Annotated in this window: 16 protein-coding genes; 8 read left to right on the top strand and 8 right to left on the bottom strand. The window is 68.2% G+C overall.

Annotated features, from left to right (window positions below):
- Positions 1 to 116 precede the first annotated feature (116 nt).
- On the top strand, positions 117 to 1,604 hold the full coding sequence (locus ACN9M4_RS01625) for a DUF222 domain-containing protein (protein ID WP_426301738.1): 1,488 nt from the start codon (positions 117 to 119) through the stop codon (positions 1,602 to 1,604).
- Positions 1,605 to 2,098: 494 nt separating this feature from the next.
- Here ACN9M4_RS01625 and ACN9M4_RS01620 read toward each other — a convergent pair whose 3' ends face one another.
- The 6 genes from ACN9M4_RS01620 to ACN9M4_RS01595 are packed head-to-tail and all read right to left on the bottom strand — an operon-like array spanning position 2,099 to position 8,406.
- A complete protein-coding gene (locus ACN9M4_RS01620; RefSeq protein WP_426301736.1) occupies positions 2,099 to 3,172 on the bottom strand; it encodes a C45 family autoproteolytic acyltransferase/hydolase in 1,074 nt (357 codons plus the stop codon).
- 7 nt (positions 3,173 to 3,179) lie between these two features.
- Entirely contained in the window at positions 3,180 to 4,010 is an 831-nt protein-coding gene (locus ACN9M4_RS01615; protein ID WP_426301734.1) for an ABC transporter ATP-binding protein, read from the bottom strand.
- On the bottom strand, positions 4,007 to 4,852 hold the full coding sequence (locus ACN9M4_RS01610) for an ABC transporter ATP-binding protein (RefSeq protein WP_426301732.1): 846 nt from the start codon (positions 4,850 to 4,852) through the stop codon (positions 4,007 to 4,009). Before ACN9M4_RS01610 ends, ACN9M4_RS01615 begins: the two co-directional genes overlap by 4 nt.
- The gene (locus ACN9M4_RS01605; RefSeq protein WP_426301730.1) at positions 4,849 to 5,790 is read right to left on the bottom strand and encodes an ABC transporter permease; all 942 of its coding nucleotides are present in this window, start codon (positions 5,788 to 5,790) and stop codon (positions 4,849 to 4,851) included. The genes ACN9M4_RS01610 and ACN9M4_RS01605 overlap by 4 nt, the downstream gene beginning before the upstream one ends.
- A gap of 5 nt (positions 5,791 to 5,795) precedes the next feature.
- The gene (locus tag ACN9M4_RS01600; protein WP_426301728.1) at positions 5,796 to 6,737 is read right to left on the bottom strand and encodes an ABC transporter permease; all 942 of its coding nucleotides are present in this window, start codon (positions 6,735 to 6,737) and stop codon (positions 5,796 to 5,798) included.
- Positions 6,738 to 6,768: 31 nt separating this feature from the next.
- Entirely contained in the window at positions 6,769 to 8,406 is a 1,638-nt protein-coding gene (locus ACN9M4_RS01595; RefSeq protein WP_426301726.1) for an ABC transporter substrate-binding protein, read from the bottom strand.
- Positions 8,407 to 8,571: 165 nt separating this feature from the next.
- On the opposite strand from ACN9M4_RS01595, the gene ACN9M4_RS01590 reads away from it, so the two are divergent.
- The 6 genes from ACN9M4_RS01590 (at position 8,572) to ACN9M4_RS01565 (ending at position 15,713) form a co-directional block, all read left to right on the top strand.
- Positions 8,572 to 9,597: a LacI family DNA-binding transcriptional regulator gene (locus ACN9M4_RS01590; RefSeq protein WP_426301724.1), complete on the top strand. Its 1,026-nt coding sequence runs from the start codon at positions 8,572 to 8,574 to the stop codon at positions 9,595 to 9,597.
- Between the two features lie 201 nt (positions 9,598 to 9,798).
- Entirely contained in the window at positions 9,799 to 10,587 is a 789-nt protein-coding gene (locus tag ACN9M4_RS01585) for a DeoR/GlpR family DNA-binding transcription regulator (RefSeq protein ID WP_426301722.1), read from the top strand.
- Complete coding sequence (locus ACN9M4_RS01580; protein ID WP_426301720.1) at positions 10,584 to 11,567, top strand: 1-phosphofructokinase family hexose kinase; 984 nt, start codon at positions 10,584 to 10,586, stop codon at positions 11,565 to 11,567. Before ACN9M4_RS01585 ends, ACN9M4_RS01580 begins: the two co-directional genes overlap by 4 nt.
- A gap of 2 nt (positions 11,568 to 11,569) precedes the next feature.
- Positions 11,570 to 13,657 (top strand): PTS fructose transporter subunit IIABC, encoded by a 2,088-nt coding sequence (locus ACN9M4_RS01575; protein ID WP_426301718.1) that lies wholly within the window; start codon positions 11,570 to 11,572, stop codon positions 13,655 to 13,657.
- 34 nt (positions 13,658 to 13,691) lie between these two features.
- Positions 13,692 to 15,404 carry a phosphoenolpyruvate--protein phosphotransferase gene (gene ptsP, locus ACN9M4_RS01570; RefSeq protein WP_426301716.1) on the top strand — a complete coding sequence of 571 codons (1,713 nt, stop codon included), beginning with the start codon at positions 13,692 to 13,694 and terminating at the stop codon, positions 15,402 to 15,404.
- Positions 15,405 to 15,434: 30 nt separating this feature from the next.
- A complete protein-coding gene (locus tag ACN9M4_RS01565) occupies positions 15,435 to 15,713 on the top strand; it encodes an HPr family phosphocarrier protein (protein ID WP_426301714.1) in 279 nt (92 codons plus the stop codon).
- Between the two features lie 82 nt (positions 15,714 to 15,795).
- Here the strand turns inward: ACN9M4_RS01565 and ACN9M4_RS01560 are convergent, their stop codons facing one another.
- On the bottom strand, positions 15,796 to 16,275 hold the full coding sequence (locus tag ACN9M4_RS01560; protein WP_426301712.1) for a Dps family protein: 480 nt from the start codon (positions 16,273 to 16,275) through the stop codon (positions 15,796 to 15,798).
- Between the two features lie 198 nt (positions 16,276 to 16,473).
- Between ACN9M4_RS01560 and ACN9M4_RS01555 the strand changes: the two genes are divergently transcribed.
- A complete protein-coding gene (locus ACN9M4_RS01555) occupies positions 16,474 to 16,914 on the top strand; it encodes a hypothetical protein (protein ID WP_426301710.1) in 441 nt (146 codons plus the stop codon).
- Here ACN9M4_RS01555 and ACN9M4_RS01550 read toward each other — a convergent pair.
- Positions 16,911 to 17,225: a hypothetical protein gene (locus ACN9M4_RS01550; RefSeq protein WP_426301708.1), complete on the bottom strand. Its 315-nt coding sequence runs from the start codon at positions 17,223 to 17,225 to the stop codon at positions 16,911 to 16,913. The genes ACN9M4_RS01555 and ACN9M4_RS01550 overlap by 4 nt on opposite strands.
- Between the last annotated feature and the right edge of the window lie 65 nt (positions 17,226 to 17,290).

Genomic DNA, 17,290 nt, shown 5'->3' with positions numbered 1-17,290 from the left:
GGTCGGCGCATCGTGAAAAAGGATTCCGAAGGCCGCTGGCACAAGGGAGGCGCCGGCGCCTGGGCCAAGTTCGGAGGACTCCCAAAAAAGTCAGTGCCTGGTGGTGTGATGGGTTTATGGAGATCACCAGCAGCCTGGATAAGGGGACGCAGCCCGTTGCGGCGTCCTCTCCGTTGTTGGTGCTGGACGGGCTGGTTTCCACGCTTGAGTCTCTGGAGTCGGCGATCGCCGGTTTGCAGGCCTTGCGGGAGTACACGCTTGCCATGGCGTCGCGGCTTGCGGAGGTGATGAACGACGGCGGCGGTAACGACGGCGGCGGCCCGGCCTCAGGCTCTGCGGTGCCGTCCGTGTTGAATGGCGCGCGGTGGGATGCCGCGGAGCTGGCGCAGCGGGCGGTGGCGGCCGAGATCGCCACGGCCACCCGCGCCAACGACCGTACCGTGCAGCGGCAGATGGGCCAGGCCGTGGAGCTGCTGGACCGCTTCCCGGCCACGTTCGGCGCCCTCGCCCACGGCAGGATCAGCCTGGCCCATGCCCGGATGATCCAGGACGCCGGTGCGGCACTGGATGATCCCGCCGCCCTCGCCGGGTACGAGGCCTCCGTCGTGCCGTGCGCGGAACGGCAGGCTCCCGGCCGGGTGCGGCGCCTTGCCGTCCGCGAGGCCGAGAAAGCCCAGGCTGCTCCTATGGGCACCCGGCACGAGCGGGCGGCAGGGGAACGCCGCGTCTGGGTGACACCCCTGCCCGACGGCATGGCCGAACTCGCCGCCATCCTGCCCGCGGCGGTGGCCTACGGCATCCACGACCGCCTCACCCGGATGGCCCAAGCACATGCCGAAGCCGGCGGAAACCAGACACCCGAAACTGCTGGAATGCACCGAAGCACTGATCAGCTCCGTGCCGACCTCCTCGCGGAGCTGCTGCTGTGCGGCGCCCCGACCGGACACGACACCCCGGACGGGCTCCTGACCGCGATCACCGCCCGGGTGGACGTCACAGTCCCCGTCCTGACCCTGATCGATGGCGAGACGGTCCGGACCGCAGGCAACGCAGCCGCAGGCAAGACCGCTCCGGGCCACGCCGCAGCGAGCAGCAGCACCCGCGTCCCGGCCGAACTGAACGGGCAACACCCCATCGACCCCGCCACCGCACGGATCCTCGCCGGACAGGCCACCGCGTGGAACAGGGTCCTGACCGACCCCATCAACGGCGCCGTCCTCGCCGTGGACAGGTACCGGCCCGGGGAGGACCTCAAACGCCTCCTCACCGCCCGGGACAGCAGGTGCCGCTTCCCCGGCTGCGGAATCAAGGCCCGCGAACTGGACCTGGACCACACGCACGACGCCGCACTCGGCGGGGCCACGGAAACCGGCAACCTCGCCGGACTTTGCCGGCGCCACCACATGCTCAAACACCACACCCGCTGGACGATCCGCCAAACCGGGGCCGGGGTCCTGGAATGGACCAGCCCGAGCGGCCGGAAATACACAGACTCTCCACCCACACCTGCAAGCTACACGGCAGGCACCGGCAAGACCCCAGGATCGATCCCCGCTAACGCCGCCAGACAAGGTGGAGACACCGGTCCTCCGCCACCGTTCTGAACCGCCTCTGAGCCGCCCCGGTTTTCCTCGGGCCTTGCCGGCTCCCTACGCTGGCTCGGCTCCCTACGCTGGCCCAGCTCCCCCGCGCTGGCTCCGCCGCGCTCGTCAAGTCCGTTCAGGCAGCCGGAAAGCGAAACGGTCCTCCGGTGACCAGATGTGCTGGTCGTCGCACCGATAGCCACGCAGCCACGCAGCCACGCAGCCACGCAGCCACGCAGCCACGGCCGACCATCCACCACCCGAAGATAGAAGCTCGGATATTTGTCGTCCTCGCTTAGAGGCGCCGAAGCAATCGTGACCGCGCCCTTGGGCGCTCGGCCCGAGGACATCACTGAGTCGGGCGCCGTCCCCTGGGCACGCCAGGCGAGGCGCAAGTACGGACCCGTGTCGGGAGGGCAGAGCAACAGCCCTTGCTTTTGCGCGGACTCCCGCACCGCAATCTCGTCGCGACTCACGCTACTGCCATCGCCGTCGGACACTCACCGGACGTTACGCTACGACGCCGGCGTCAGCGCCAGCCATTCCTGGCCCCGAGCGTCGAGCGGGGTGCCGTCGGCCACCCGCATCTCGCGTTTGCGGTTCTCCATGGTGATCGTGGCGAGGGTGGCCCAGCGGCTGCCGAACGCGGCCTCCGGCGCGGGGACGCAGCAGAGGCCCGGCTCGCCCGGACCGGAGTACAGGAAGGGCACAATCTCGTCCACACTCCCGGGCAAAGGACCCTCGTCCAGCCGGGACTGCACCAGGGCCAGGCGTTGCTGGGAATCCGGGTCGTAGAGCCCGGGCTTCTCCCCCGCCGCGAGTCCCGCATCCAGGAAATGGTTGGTGTGCGCCAGCGTCCCGTTCTCCGGTTGGATGAGCACGGCCGCACCGGGGCCGATTTCCGCCGTCACCGCGGACGCCTCGTCCATGAGGGTCAGCGCTGTGGAGGTGGTGGCCCCCGCGGAGCACACGATGTCCACGGCCTCCGCCACTGAACCTGCGTTGGCCAGGACCTCGGCGGCGACGAGGTGGACGGGAACCCCGGCCGGCCGGTCGTCCTGGTGGCCGAGGATGTTCAGGAACACGGACACCCCGGCATCGTTCATGCCGATTTTGCCCAGCATGCCGTGCTCCGTAAGGCCCACGAAGGACCGCGCCGGCCCGGCCACGGACTGCAGGTGCCAGTACGGGTCCAGTTCCTCGTGCCAGTCCCAGGTTTGCACGCCGAACACGTGGCTGCCCTTCCGGCCGATCGTGGAGCATTCGCCCGGCCGGGTGCCGAGGGCCTGGGAAAGGATTTCGGTGCGCCCGTTCAGGGCCGCGATCTGCCAGCTTTCGACGCCGGCGCCGTCGGCCGTGCCGCTCATCTCCGCGGCGAGCCGCGGCGACCAGGAGGCGACGGCGTCGAACAGCCGCTCGGCGTCGGACCTCACCGTGGTTTCCGGGACGCCGACGGTGCGGAACAGCCGGAAGTACGTGTCGAGTCCGCCGAGCAGTTCCGCGCCGAGCGCGGCGCTGCGCTGCTTGCCGCGCTCGTAGGGGTCGGGGCTGTCCAGGGTGATGACGGTCCGCTTGGTGGGGATTTTCATGCTTCGTCTAGCTCGCAATCTCTGAGTTAAGGTGTTCGATCACGCCGCGCCTGGGTTTCCAGCCGGGCTTCGGTGCGCACTCCAGCAGGAGTTTCGTGTAGGGGGAACTCGGCCGGTCCAGGACGTCGCCCACGGAGCCGCGTTCCAGGACCTTTCCGTGGCGCATCACCAGAACGTCGTCGGCGATGTTCCGGACCACGGAGAGGTCATGGGTGATGAAGAGGTAGCTCAGGCCCTTGTCCCGGCGCAGTTCGTCCAGCAACTCGAGCACCTGGGCCTGCACCGAGACGTCCAGGGCCGACACGGCCTCGTCCAGCACAATCACCTTGGGTTCGGCAGCGAAGGCCCGCGCGATCGCCACGCGCTGCTTCTGCCCGCCGGATAGGTTCGCGGGAAGCGACTGCGCATGCGCGTCCGTCAGGCCCACGCTCCGGAACAGCTCGGAAACCCGGGCCTTGCGCTGGGCAGCGTTGAGCTGGAAATGGGCCCGGAGCACCTCGTCGACGGCGGTCCCCACGGGAAGCCGACGGTTGAGGGAGCCGTTGGGGTCCTGGAAGACCATCTGGACGGCGCGGGCCCGTCGCCGCTGCTCCCTGCGCCGGAGCGATGCCGTCACCGGGGCGCCGGCGATGGACACCTCGCCGGAGTCCTTGGTTTCCAGGCCCACCAGCACCCGGGCCAAGGTGGTCTTGCCCGAGCCGGACTCTCCCACCACGGCCATGCAGCTGCCTTCGCGGACGGTGACGGACACGTCGTCCAGCGCCCGCACTGCTTCGTGTTTTCCGCTCACGCGGAAGGTCTTGTTGAGTCCGGAGATCTCGATGATGTTGCTGCTCACAGGATGCTCCCGATCTGTGGTTGCGGCGCCGGTGCCAGTGCCGGCTGTACGCCGTCCAAGGTGGGCCGGATGCTCATCAGCATCCGCGTGTAGGGGTGCTGCGGGTTATCGCGGATCTGTTCCGGGGTGCCGATTTCCACGATCTCCCCGTACCGCATCACGGCCAGGCGGTCCGAGACGGCGGCAGCGAGGTCCAGGTCGTGGGTCACGAAGATCATGGACATGCCCAGGTCCCGCCGCTTCTCGTCGAGGATTGCTGCCACTTCGGCCTGGGTGGTGACATCCAAGGCCGTGGTGGGTTCGTCCGCGAGCAAGAGATCCGGCTTGCCGGAGATGGCACCGGCGATCACCACGCGCTGCAGCATGCCCCCGGAGAGCTGATGCGGGAAGGACTTCAGCACGCGGTCCACACTGCGGATGCCCACCTGTTCAAGCAACTCCCCTGCCCGGAGCCGCGCGGCCTTGGCGTTGCGGATCTCCGGCATGCCCTCCAGGAGGTACGTCTCGATCGGCAGCACCGGGTTGAGCGAGGCGTGCGGGTTCTGCGAGATCAAGGCGATCCGGCCGGCCCGCACCCGGCGCATCCGTTCGGCCGGCAGGCTCAGGAGGTCCTCGCCGTCGAACATGATCCGGCCGCGAACCGCAGCATTGCGCGGCTCGATGCCGAGGATGCAGCGCAAGGTCATGGACTTCCCGCTGCCGGATTCCCCCACGAGGCCGATCGCCTCGCCGCGGCCCAGTTCAAGGGAGATGCCCTTCAGCACCGGCTTCAACACGCCGGTGTCCGGGTCCTTGATGCCGAGTTCCAGTTGCCCAATACCGATCAGTTCGGGACCGATCATCGCTTGCTCCTTCCGGCCGCGGCGCGCCCGCCCAGCCGTTCGCCGATGTAGGCCATGGCCGCCACCGTGACCACGATGCACAGGCCCGCGTACAGGCTCTGCTCCGGGAAACCCTGCTGCAGGGATTCCTGGCCGTTGGAAATCATCAGGCCCCAGTCCGCTTCCGGGGGCTGGATGCCCAGGCCGAGAAAGGACAGCGCCGCCAGGTCCACGATCGCGTAACCGAAGTTGATGGTGGAGCCCGTGAGGATCTGGGTCCAGACGTTGGGCAGGATGTGCCGCACGGTGATGGTGAAGCCGTTGATTCCCTGCAGTTCCGCGGCCTTCACGTAGGGCAGGTGCCGTTCGCGCAGGGCCACGCTGCGGATCACCCGCGCGCTGTAGGGGATGTACGCCACGGCCAGGGCGATGGAGGCCGTCACCAGTCCGGGGCCGAAGATCGCGACGCCGAGGATCGCCAGCAGCAGGCTCGGGAAGGCGAACAGCACGTCCAGGACCCGGCCCAGGAAGGCGTCCACCTTTCCGCCGAACCAGACGGCGGTGAGGGCCAGCGCGGAGCCGGCCACCGCCGTCGCGCCCACCACGATCAGCGGCCCCAGCAGGCTGGTGCGCGCCCCGGCGATCAGCCGGCAGAAGATATCGCGGCCTGCCTGGTCGGTGCCGAGCAGGTGCTCGGCAGAGGAGCCGAGGTGCCGCTGGGTGACCGAACCGACCGTGGGGTCGTAGGGAACCAGGAACTGCCCGACGACGGCGGCCAGCACCACGGCGGCGACCACGCCGACGCAGGCCATGCCGATCCAGCCAAGACGGCGGCGGGCACCGGCCAGGCGGCTGGTGGGACTGGCGGGCGCGGCCAAGGCGTCAGCCAGGACGGCAGTTTCGCTTGCTGCGGTTTCGCTTGCTGCGGTTTCGCTTGCAGTCGTTTCCTTCACTGCCATGGCATTCACTGTCCCTTCTTCAGGCGGACGCGGGGGTCGATGACGGTGTAGAGCAGGTCCACGAGCAGGTTCACCACGCCGAAGGCAATCACCATGATCAGCGCGATGGCCTGCACCACGGCGAAGTCCTTGCGCTGCACGGAGTTGACCAGCAGGGCGCCGATGCCGTCCAGGGTGAAGGCGTACTCCACCACGAACGCCCCGGCGACCAGGCCCGCAATGTGCATGCCCACCGCCGTCGTGACCGGCAGCAGCGAGTTCCGGACGGTATGCCGCCACAGGATGATCCGCTTCGGCAGCCCGCGGGCGACGGCGATCAGCACGTGCTCGGATTCGCTCTCCTCGACGATCGCCGTCCGGGTGATCCGGGCGATGACAGCGATCGAGGGCAGCGACAGGGCCAGCGCGGGCAGGGTCAGGTGCCAGACCCGGTCGACGGCGCCCTCCCCGGCGCCGAAGACCGGGAACCAGCCCAGGCCCACGCTGAAGACGGACATCAGGACCAGCGCGGCGAAGAAGGTGGGGACGGCGATCCCCAGGTTCGACGCGAAGATCACGATCCGTTCGGCCACCCCGCCGCGGGTTCCGGCCAGGATGCCCAGGCCGATGCCGCCGATGATGATCAGGACCGCGGCGTAGACCGCCAGGGACAGGGTGGTGGGGATGCGGCTGGCGAGCAACGCGCCCACGTCCTGCTGGGTGAGCAGCGAACGGCCCATGTCCCCGGTGAAGAGCCCGCTGAGCCAGTTCCAGTAGCGCACCGGAAGCGGGTCGTCGAGGGAGTACTGCGCCCGGATGGCCTCGAGGACCTCGGGGCTGACGGTGCGGCCCTGGACCAGGAACTGCTCCGGGCTGCCCGGGGCCAGGTAGAGGGCGCCGAACACGATCATGCTGGAGGCGATCAGCACACCGCCAAGGGCCAGCAGCCTGCGTATCAGGAATCTCACGGCTTGTCCTTTTCTGTCACGTTTCCTGCCGCTACTTGCCGCTGCCGCCGAGGTCGGCAGCCCAGGGGTAGTAGAGGTAGACGAAGGACGCCGGGGCACCCGTGACGCGCTTGTTCATGTAGAGGCGCGTGGAGCTGTCCACCACGGGAAGCCAGGGTTCCTTGTCCATGATCAGGGCTTCGGCTTCGACCGTGAGCTTCGCGCGTTCCGTGTCATCGGTGGTGGCGCGGGCCTTGTCCAGCAGCCCGGTGATCTTCGGATCGGAGAAGCCGGAGTAGTTCTGCATGCCGCCAGGTCCGGCGATCGCTGCCAGGTGGATCAGCGGGTCAGCCACGTTCATGTAGTTGGTGGTGACGAAGGCATCGGCGCCGGCACGGGCCTTGGGGTCGGAGAAGAATGCACCGAACTGGGCACCTGGAACGCCACTGGGCTCGATCTTCAGGCCGAGCTTGGCACCGGCGTTGGCGAACTCGGAGATGATGTCCGCGTAAAAGGTGCGGTCGATCGGGTAGACGATCTTGATGGGCTTGGACAGGTCCACCTTCGCGTCCTTGATGACCCTCTTGGCTTCCTCAAGGTTCGGCGTGACGGCGGGCAGCTGCTTGCGGGCGGCTTCGAACACCTCGGCACCGTAGGCCCAGCCGCCGGCCGGCACCAGGGACTGGGCCGCCGTCGAGGTCCCTTCATACACGGTCCTGGCGATCGCCTCACGGTCGGTGGCCAAGGTGAGCGCCTTGCGGACCGCGGGATCGCCCAGGGTCCCGGTTCCGGTGCTGATGATGGCCATGTTCTGCATGGACTTGCCACGGAAGAGCTGGCCGCTGCCGGACTTGGACAGCTGGCCCACCGCGCTCAGCGGAACGTCGTAGCTGCCGTCCACGGCGCCGGTGGCGAGGGCGTTGGTGATGGAGGCGGGGTCGGTGATGAACTGGATTTCGACCTGCTTGGTCTTGGCCTTCTTGTCCGTCTTCCAGTAGCCGTCGTAGCGCTCCAGCGTGATCGAGACGCCCTGCTTCCAGGAGGCCACCGAGTACGGCCCGGTGCACATCACTCCGGAGCCGGGGTTGCCGTAGTCCACGCCGGCCTTCTCGCGCTGAGCCTTCTCCACCACGGCACCCACCGGGGTGGCGAGGTTGTTGTTGAAGGTGGCGTCCGGCGTCTTGAGCTTCACCGTGACCTCGTTGGGGCCGGTCTTCTCCACGGAGGCGATGTTGGCCGTGACGCTGGAGGCCCAGTAGCTGATTTCCTTCGGGTCCAGCTGCCGCTTGAGGCTGAACACGACGTCGTCCGCGGTCATGGGCTTGCCGTCCCAGAAGGTCACGCCGTCCTGGAGTTCGTACACGTAGGCGGTGTTGCCGGCGTTCTTGACGCTCTTGGCCAGGTGCGGCTTGATCGAGAAGTCCGGCTGGATCTGGAAGAGGCTTTCGCACAGGTTGGAGACCACGCCGCTGGCGGGGTAGTCGGCGGCCTTGATGGGATCGATCGACGGCGGTTCGCCGAAGTTGTTGTTCCAGACGATCCGGTCCAGGGTGCCCGTGGGTGCGGGCGTGGTAACGAGCAGGTCCTTCGAATCGAGGGCTTCCGGTGCCTTGGCGTTGCCGCCGTTCGAGCATCCGGCGAGCAGCAGCAGGACGCCGGCGGCCCCTGCGCTGATGAGTTTCTTGTTCACTAAGTCTCCCGAGCTTGTTTTGCGCCGCCCCAAACGGCTGGATGTGGAATGTGACGCTAGTTACCCAAAACGTTTTGGGCAATAGCTGCACCAAAAATCCCCAAATCGTTTTCAGCCCAGTGTTTTAGGGCTTACTCTGGCTACCATGACCAAGCAGACCCAGCCATGAGCCCACGGAACGCCCGGACCACCATCCGGGACGTCGCGCGCGAAGCGGGCGTCTCCGTCACCACGGTGTCCCACGCCCTCAACGGCAAGGGGATGGTGGCCGATGCCACCCGGGACCGGATCGCGGATATCGCGCGCCGGATGCATTACCGGCCGCACGCCGTCGCGAGCGGCCTGCGGAACAACCGCCTTGGCGTGCTCGCGCTCGTGCTGCGCCCGTTGGACACCCTCGAGTCCTTCCTGCCCGACGGCGTGGACTACTTCGTGCGCTTCGCCGGCGCCGCCTCGCTGAGCGCACTGGAGCATGGTTACGGGTTGATGCTGCTGAGCGATCCCACCCTGCCGGAAACCCCGAGCGTGTCCCTGGCCGCCGACGGTTTCATCATCACCGAGCCCGTGGAGAACGACCCCGTGATCGACCTGCTGCTGGCCGAGGAAATCCCCTTCCTCACCGTCGGCAAGGACCCGGCACGCGATTCCTACGGCAGCTTCATCGAACCAAACACCGCCCTGATCACCGCCGAGGTCCTGGACCACCTCGCGGACAACGGCGCGCAGCGGGTCGCAATCGCCATCGGCACGGACCGCAACCAGTGGAATCTCGCCACCGAGGACACCTACCGGGAATGGTGCGCGGAACGGGGACAGGAGCCCGTGATCCTGGTGCAGCAGGAAACCAGCGGGCTGGCAGGCGGAAAGGTCCTCGCCGAGCAGATCCTGGCCATGGAAGATCGGCCCGACGCCGCCTACTGCCTCACAGGCCGCCACGCCGCGGGCCTGCAGGCCCGGCTGGCCGAAGCCGGAATCTCCACACCCGGCGACTTCCTGCTGGTGGCCGGCTCGGATTCGGAGCAGACCCGCAACAGCAATCCGCCCATCACCGCGATGGACCTGATGCCCGAAGCGACGGCCCGCGCGGCCATCGCCGCCCTCGTCGAGCAATTGGGCGGCACGCCCAAACGGGACGACCACGACGGCGGTATCGACGGCCGATTCATCATCCGGGAGTCCAGCACGCGGTAGGCCCAAGCAGCCTCAACGGGAGCCCAAATACCCCGTTAACATGACGCACGCGTTACGCGGCCCTCACGAGCCATGTCCGGCGATCTGTGTTTGTGTTGTTTTTTATTGACATACCCACACGAACAAAGATAGAGTCAAGCAATTCCACATCATGTGATGGTGGTCACCAACCGGATTCTGCTAGTACGCAATGGAGGGTATGTGTTCGCTGAAGAGCGCCAGCAGCTGATCTCCGGGCTCGTTGCCGAACTGGGCCGGGTCAGCGTGACCGACCTCGCGGAACGTTTCAGCATCACCACCGAAACCGTCCGCCGGGACCTCGCCGCCCTTGAATCCGCCGGCAGCCTTCGCCGCGTCCACGGCGGCGCCGTCCCCTCGGACCGTTTGAGCACCCGCGAGGAAAGCGTGGGCGAACGGGCCATCCAGCGCCAGCCGGAGAAGCTCCGCATCGCCCAGGCCGCCCTGGCCCTGATCCCCGAGGCTTCCGCCGGAAGCATCCTCCTGGACGCAGGTTCCACCACCGAAACCCTCGCGGGCCTGCTCGCCTCCCAGCGCAGCAACGGCGGCGACGGGGAACTGGTGGTCATCACGCACGCGATCCCGATCGCCGCACGGCTTTCCGGCAACCCGGGCATCGCACTGCAGATCCTCGGTGGCCGCGTCCGCGGACTCACCCAGGCCGCCGTCGGGCAGTCCACGGTCGATTCCGCCTCCCGGCTCCGGCCGGACATCGCCTTCGTGGGCGCCAACGGCATCCACGCAACGTTCGGGTTCAGCACTCCGGATCCCGAAGAAGCCGCCGTCAAGGCCGCCTTCGTCACCTCCGCACGCCGCGTCGTCGTCGTGGCGGACTCTTCCAAGCTGGACGCGGAAACCCTCGTCCAATTCGCCGCCCTGAAAGATGTAGACACCGTGATTACTGACCGCGAACCCTCTGAAGAGCTCTCGGCCGCCCTGGCCGAAGCCGGTGTGGATGTCGTGCTCGCATGATCGTCACACTGACTGCCAACCCCAGCCTCGACCGCACGGTCGAGCTCCCCGCCGCCCTGGCCCGCGGCGAAGTGCAGCGCGCCGTCGCCGTCCACCAGCATTCGGGCGGCAAGGGCGTCAACGTCTCCCGCGCCCTGGTGGCTTCCGGCCTGGACACCGTGGCCGTCCTGCCGGGCGGCGAATCCGACCCCGTACTCAGCGGCCTGCGCGAGGACAAGGTGCCGTTCGCGGCCCTGCCGATCGCCGAGCCGCTGCGCAGCAACGTAACCCTCACCGAGCCGGACGGTGTCACCACCAAGATCAACGAACCCGGCCCGGAGCTGAGCGCGGAACAGCAGGAAGCCCTGATCGGGCTGCTGCTGGAGCGTTCGCAGGGCGCCAGCTGGGTGGTCCTGGCCGGCTCCCTCCCCCCGGGAGTTCCGGCGGACTTCTACGCCACGGTGGCTGCCCGCCTCCGTAGCGCGGACGACGGCGGAGCCCCCTTGATCGCGATCGATTCCTCCGGCACCCCGCTGGCGGCGGCGATCAGCGGACGCGGTGACGGCAAGCCGGACCTGCTGAAACCGAACGCGGAAGAACTGGCCGAACTGGCCGCCGCGGCAGGCTTCACTGACCACCACACCGCCGAGGAACTGGAAGCGGATCCGCGCCTTGCCGCCCGGGCCGCAGCCGCCGTCGTCGGCTCCGGTGTGGGAACCGTCCTTGCAACACTCGGTTCCAAGGGCGCCGTCCTGGTAACCGCCGACGGCGCGTGGCTGGCCACGCACCCGCCGATCCGGGCCGTCAGCACCGTAGGTGCCGGCGATTCCTCCCTTGCCGGCTACCTGCTGGCCGCCACCCAAGGCGGCACCCCGCAGGACTGCCTCCGTCAGGCTGTGGCACACGGTGCCGCCGCTGCTTCGCTGCCGGGCTCCACTGTCCCGGCAGTCCACCAAACAACTCCCGACGCCGTAACCATCACGGCCCTTTCGAAGGACTAACAGTGACAGAGCTCATCAACCCCCAATTGGTCGCCCTCGACCAGAATCTCGGCGAGGCTCCCGCCGACGTCATCCGTTTCCTGGCAGGCAAAGTGACCGACGCCGGTCGCGCCACCGAGGTGGAAGGCCTGTTCGCCGATGCCTTCGCCCGCGAGTCCAAGACCGCCACCGGCGTGCCCGGCGGCATCGCGATCCCGCACTGCCGCTCCGCGGCCGTGACGGTGCCGTCGCTGGCCATGGCCCGCCTGTCGCAGAAGGTGGACTTCGGTGCCAAGGACGGCCCCGCCGACCTCATCTTCTTCATCGCAGCCCCCGACGGCGCCGACCAGGAGCACCTGAAACTGCTCTCCAAGCTGGCCCGTTCGCTGATCAAGAAGGACTTCACCGCAGCCCTGCGTGCGGCTTCCACCCCCCAGGAAATCGTGGAACTGGTGGAGGGCGCCCTCGCCGACAAGCCTGCCGCCCACGTTGCCGAAGCAGTGACGGCGCCCGTCGCCGCCGCTGTAGGCGCGGAATCCGCCGGCTTCGCAGCGCCCGGCGCGGCCCCGGCCCCGATCGGCGGCGCTGGAAGCCCGGCCGGCCCGAGGCGCATTGTGGCCGTCACCGCCTGCCCCACCGGCATCGCCCACACCTACATGGCTGCCGACTCGCTGGTGGCCGCAGCCAAGGAAATCGGCGTGGACCTGCAGGTTGAGACCCAGGGATCCTCCGGCGCCAAGCCGCTGGACCCGGCGGTGATCGCAGCGGCAGACGCCGTGATCTTCGCCGTCGACGTCGACGTCCGCGGCAAGGAGCGCTTCGCCGGCAAGCCGGTCATCAACGCTCCTGTCAAGCGCGGCATCGACGAGCCGGAGAAGATGGTGTACGAAGCCCTCGCCGCCATCGAGGACCCCCGCGCCCACCGCGTTCCGCACGCCGGTGCCGAGGACGAGGCTGAGCGTCAGGCCGAAGAAAAGGGCGAGCACATCGGCCAGAAGCTGAAGAAGGCACTCCTCACCGGCGTCTCGTACATGATCCCGTTCGTGGCCGGCGGCGGCCTGCTGATCGCCCTTGGCTTCCTCCTGGGCGGCTACGACATCACCGGCTTCGCCGACAAGATGCTCGCCCAGAACAACCTCTTCAACCTGCCCACCGAATACCCGGCCCTCGCCTGGGGACCGCTGGGTGCCTACCTTGGCGCGGTGCTGTTCAAGATCGGCGCTTTGTCCCTCGGCTTCCTGGTTCCGGCCCTGGCCGGCTACATCGCCTACGCCATCGCGGACCGGCCCGGCATTGCCCCCGGCTTCGTGGCGGGTGCAGTCTCCGGCTTCATGGGTGCCGGCTTCCTTGGCGGCATCGTCGGCGGCCTGCTGGCCGGCTACATCGCCCACCAGCTCGGCAAGCTCAACGTGGCCCGCTGGCTGCGAGGCCTGATGCCCGTGGTCATCATCCCGCTGCTGGCTTCCCTCGTGGCCTCCGGCCTGATGTTCCTGGTCCTCGGCGGACCGATCGCCCAGCTAACCAAGGCCCTGAATGACGGCCTCTCGGGACTGACCGGCGCCGGTGCCATCCTGCTCGGTATCATCCTCGGCCTCATGATGTGCTTCGACCTCGGCGGCCCGGTCAACAAGGTGGCCTACTCCTTCGCCGTCGCCGGCCTGGGTACCGCTTCGGTCACCAACCAGGCCCCGTGGCAGATCATGGCCGCTGTCATGGCTGCCGGCATGGTTCCGCCGCTCGCCATGGCTCTTGCCTCCACCGTCCTGGACAAGAAGGGCTTCTCCTTGGCCGAGCGTGAAAACGGCAAGGCAGCCTGGCTGCTTGGACTGTCCTTCATCTCCGAAGGCGCCATCCCCTTCGCGGCAGCCGACCCGCTGCGCGTCATCCCCGCCAGCATGGTGGGCGGTGCCGTGACCGGTGCCCTGTCCATGGCCTTCGCGGTGGGTTCGAAGGCTCCCCACGGCGGCGTCTTCGTAGGTTTCGCTATCGACAACTTCCTCCTGTTCCTGCTGTCGATTGCCGTCGGCGTCGTTGTCACAGCGCTCCTGCTCATCGCGCTCAAGCGCTGGGCAGTGAAGAAGACCGTTGATACTGTTGCGGCAGCAGCCTGACAACGCCGTTAGAAAGCAACTAGAGGACTAATCCATGCAGACCTTTTCAGGTGTTGGTGTCGCTCCGGGCCGGGTTTTGGGCCCCGTGCGGCAGATGCCCAAACCGGTGCAGGAACCCCACGCGAACGTGAACATCCCCGGGGATGTCACTGTCGAATCGCAGGCGGCCCGGGTGAAGGACGCGGCCAAGGCCGTCCAGTCCGAGCTCCGTGCCCGTGCAGCGACTGCGTCGGGCGAAGGCAAGGAGGTCCTTGAGGCCACGGCGTTGATGGCAGCGGATCCGATGCTGATCAAGTCCGCGGTCAAGCTGCTCAAGCCCGAAACCCCCGGCGGCGCGCGTACTGCAGAGCGCGCCGTCTGGGAGGCCGCCGCCACGGTGGCCGACACCCTGAAAAGCCTCGGCGGGTACATGGCCGAACGCGTCGCCGACGTCCTGGATGTCCGGGCCCGGATCGTCTCGGAGCTGCGGGGCCTGCCGGCCCCGGGCATCCCGGCCTCCGCGGAACCCTTCATCCTGGCTGCCGAAGACCTCGCCCCGGCCGACACGGCCACCCTGGACCCGAGCAAGGTCATCGCCCTCATCACCTCCGGCGGCGGGCCGCAGTCGCACACCGCGATCCTGGCCCGCGCCCTGGGCCTGCCCGCCGTCGTCGCCGCCACCGGCGTGGACGGGATCGCCGACAACACCGAGGTGTATGTGGACGGCGCCGCCGGCACCATCACGGTGGAACCCGGCGAAGACCTCCGGATCGCAGCGAAGGCCTGGGCCACCCAGGCGTCCACCCTGGCCGCGTTCACCGGTGACAACGCCCTCGCCGACGGCTATCGTGTCCCGCTCCTGGCGAACGTGGGCACCGGTGCCGACGCCGTCAAGGCCGCCGCTGCCGGTGCCGAGGGCGTCGGCCTGCTCCGCACCGAGTTCTGCTTCCTGGACCGCGACACCGAACCCACCATCGAGGAACAAATCCAGGCCTACGGTGCCGTGTTCGCCGCCTTCCCCGGGAAGAAAGTCGTGGTCCGCACCCTGGACGCCGGTGCAGACAAACCCCTGCCCTTCCTCACCAACGCCGAAGAACCCAACCCTGCCCTGGGCGTACGCGGCTACCGTACCGACCTCACCAGCCCCGGGGTGCTGGGGCGCCAGCTGCAGGCCATCGCCGCCGCAGAAGCAGCCCACGAGGCCGAGGTCTGGGTCATGGCCCCCATGATCTCCACCGCGGACGAGGCCGCACACTTCGCATCGCTGTGCGCCGATGCCGGGCTGAAAACCCCCGGCGTCATGGTCGAAGTGCCCTCCGCAGCGCTGACCGCGAATGCCGTGCTCCGCGAAGTCTCCTTCGCGTCGCTGGGCACCAATGACCTCACCCAATACGCGATGGCCGCCGACCGCCAGCTCGGTCCCCTCGCCACCCTGAACGACCCTTGGCAGCCTGCCGTCCTGAACCTGGTCAAGCTCACCGCCGACGGCGCCGCCACCGCCGCAGCCGCGAGCGGCCACGCGAAACCCGTCGGCGTCTGCGGAGAGGCAGCGGCCGACCCCGCCCTGGCAGTTGTGCTTGTCGGACTCGGTGTCACCACCCTCTCCATGTCGCCCCGGGCCTTGGCCGGCGTCGCCGCGGTCCTGAAGACCGTCACGCTCAGCCAGGCCCAACACCTGGCCCACACCGCCCTCGCCGCACCCAGCGCGGCCGCCGCCCGCCACACCGTCCGCGAACACCTGCCCGTCCTGAACGACCTCGGCCTCTAACAGCCACCGAACCAGCAAGGAGAACACACTATGCCTGAACGTACCGCCACTATCGCCAGCCGCGTCGGCCTCCACGCCCGCCCCGCCGCGATCTTCGCCGAAGCCGCCGGCGAACTCGACCTCGAGGTCACCATCGCCCGCCAGGGCGAACCCGCCGACGAAGCCATGGACGCCGCCTCCATCCTCTCCCTCATGAGCCTCGGCGCAGCCCAGGGCGACGTGGTGGTCCTGCGCGCCGAAGGCACCGGGGCCGACGAAGCCCTCGACAAGCTCGTCAAGATCCTCGAAACGGACCACGACGCCGAATAGGGCCCCACCGTTCTAAGCAAAAGAGCGTGCCTTCCCCGCGGGGAAGGCACGCTCTTTGTGTTTTGCTGGAAGGGTCTCCCGATCAGTCCTGCGCCGGCTCCGCCACCGCGGCACCCGCCGTCATGGTCTCTGCGCTGATCATCCACGCGAGTTGCTCAAGCCGGGAGATGACCGCGTGCAGCAGGTCCGCCGTCGTCGGGTCTTCCTCGTCCACCTGGTCATGGACATCGCGCATGGTCTGTACGGTCCGCTCGACCCGTGCGGTGATCAGCTTGACGGCGTCCTTGGTTGCGGTGAGCCCTTCGGGGAAGGGCTCCAGCCTTGTCCCTTTCGCAACGGTGGCGCTGCGGCCGTCCGGCAGGGCGTGCAGGGCCCTCATCCGTTCGGCTGTTTCGTCGGCGAAGGCCCGGGTGGCCGCGACGAGTTCATCCAGTTGCAAGTGCAGGTCCCTGAAGTTGGGGCCCACGATGTTCCAGTGCGCCTGCTTCCCCTGGAGTTGGAGTTCGATCAGATCCGTCAGGACCATCTGCAGGTTTGTTGCCAGGGTTTGCGATGCCTTCATGTCTTCCTCTCAAGATGCTGATCCAGTGCCAAGCCAGCAAGTGCGCGGGATCCACGGTGCGGGCCACTTGCCAGCTTACGTCCACGACTCTGGTTTAGTAAGCATGCTTACTAGTAATATGTTGGCATCTGGGCCAGCCCGCAGGTGCGTTTTCGAAGCGGCGCTGAGAAGGTTCGGACAACCGAAAGGAACCGGTCAATGTCGACGATTTCCCATCCCGCGTCTCCCAACGAGGCGCCGCAACCGAACGCGGAGCCCATCTGGTGCGGGAACTGCAACACCACCGACCACCTCATCCTGGACAGCATCGAACCCCTCAAACCTCCCGTCGACGGGCTTGTCGACATCGCCTACATCTGCGTGGAATGCGACACCTTCTACGCGCACACCGCCATCTTCCTGGAGGCAGCCGCCATCCTCAACGAACGCGGAAACACTATCGGCGTCCTGCAATTCGGCGGCGAATACGTCCACTGCGGACGGCCGATGCAACTGGCCGGCTCCGCCCACCGAAGCCTGCACGCCCCGATCCTCACCGACGATCCGGGGCCAGACCCGGCCGCGGACCTGCTCGATGTCTACTTGAAGACCAAGGTGCTCCAGTGCAGCTGCGGATTCCGGATGGAGCTGCCCGCCTAGCCGCGCTCCGGCCCCGGCTGCGGCTCAGGCGGCGCCGCGTCCGGATCGCCGGGCACCGGGAAAGTATCCGGGCCCGGGGGCGCGGGGAACGGCCCCGGATCGGGCGGCAGCGGCGGCTCGCCCGGCGGCAGCGGCGGCTCGAAGGGCGGCGGCTGGGTATCGGGGTCCGGCGGCAGGGGCTCCGGCGGGAACGGCGACGGCGGCCCGAACGGCGACGGCGGGTCCCCGGCGTCGGGCGGTATGGCAGGCGGGCCCCCGCCCCCGGGAAGCTGCCCGTCGGGTTGGACCGGCGAAGGGAAAGTGCTGCTCATCGCTTCCTCCAATTTGAGTTGGCGTTTATCTCCAGCACTCCCGACGCTAACGGCCGGTCGGCGCG

It is taken from the genome of Arthrobacter sp. R-11 (assembly GCF_049913155.1).
GTDB lineage: Bacteria > Actinomycetota > Actinomycetes > Actinomycetales > Micrococcaceae > Arthrobacter.
This window is presented reverse-complemented; position numbering and strand designations above follow the sequence as displayed.

What these genes read in the sequence shown, in the direction of transcription:
- ACN9M4_RS01610 (WP_426301732.1), bottom strand. Translation starts at nt 4,852, where the DNA reads ATGATCGGTCCCGAACTGATCGGTATTGGGCAACTGGAACTCGGCATC.
- ACN9M4_RS01620 (WP_426301736.1), bottom strand. Translation starts at nt 3,172, where the DNA reads ATGAAAATCCCCACCAAGCGGACCGTCATCACCCTGGACAGCCCCGAC.
- ACN9M4_RS01580 (WP_426301720.1), top strand. Translation starts at nt 10,584, where the DNA reads ATGATCGTCACACTGACTGCCAACCCCAGCCTCGACCGCACGGTCGAG.
- ACN9M4_RS01590 (WP_426301724.1), top strand. Translation starts at nt 8,572, where the DNA reads ATGAGCCCACGGAACGCCCGGACCACCATCCGGGACGTCGCGCGCGAA.
- ACN9M4_RS01565 (WP_426301714.1), top strand. Translation starts at nt 15,435, where the DNA reads ATGCCTGAACGTACCGCCACTATCGCCAGCCGCGTCGGCCTCCACGCC.
- ACN9M4_RS01560 (WP_426301712.1), bottom strand. Translation starts at nt 16,275, where the DNA reads ATGAAGGCATCGCAAACCCTGGCAACAAACCTGCAGATGGTCCTGACG.
- ACN9M4_RS01625 (WP_426301738.1), top strand. Translation starts at nt 117, where the DNA reads ATGGAGATCACCAGCAGCCTGGATAAGGGGACGCAGCCCGTTGCGGCG.
- ACN9M4_RS01550 (WP_426301708.1), bottom strand. Translation starts at nt 17,225, where the DNA reads ATGAGCAGCACTTTCCCTTCGCCGGTCCAACCCGACGGGCAGCTTCCC.
- ACN9M4_RS01555 (WP_426301710.1), top strand. Translation starts at nt 16,474, where the DNA reads ATGTCGACGATTTCCCATCCCGCGTCTCCCAACGAGGCGCCGCAACCG.
- ACN9M4_RS01605 (WP_426301730.1), bottom strand. Translation starts at nt 5,790, where the DNA reads ATGGCAGTGAAGGAAACGACTGCAAGCGAAACCGCAGCAAGCGAAACC.
- ptsP (WP_426301716.1), top strand. Translation starts at nt 13,692, where the DNA reads ATGCAGACCTTTTCAGGTGTTGGTGTCGCTCCGGGCCGGGTTTTGGGC.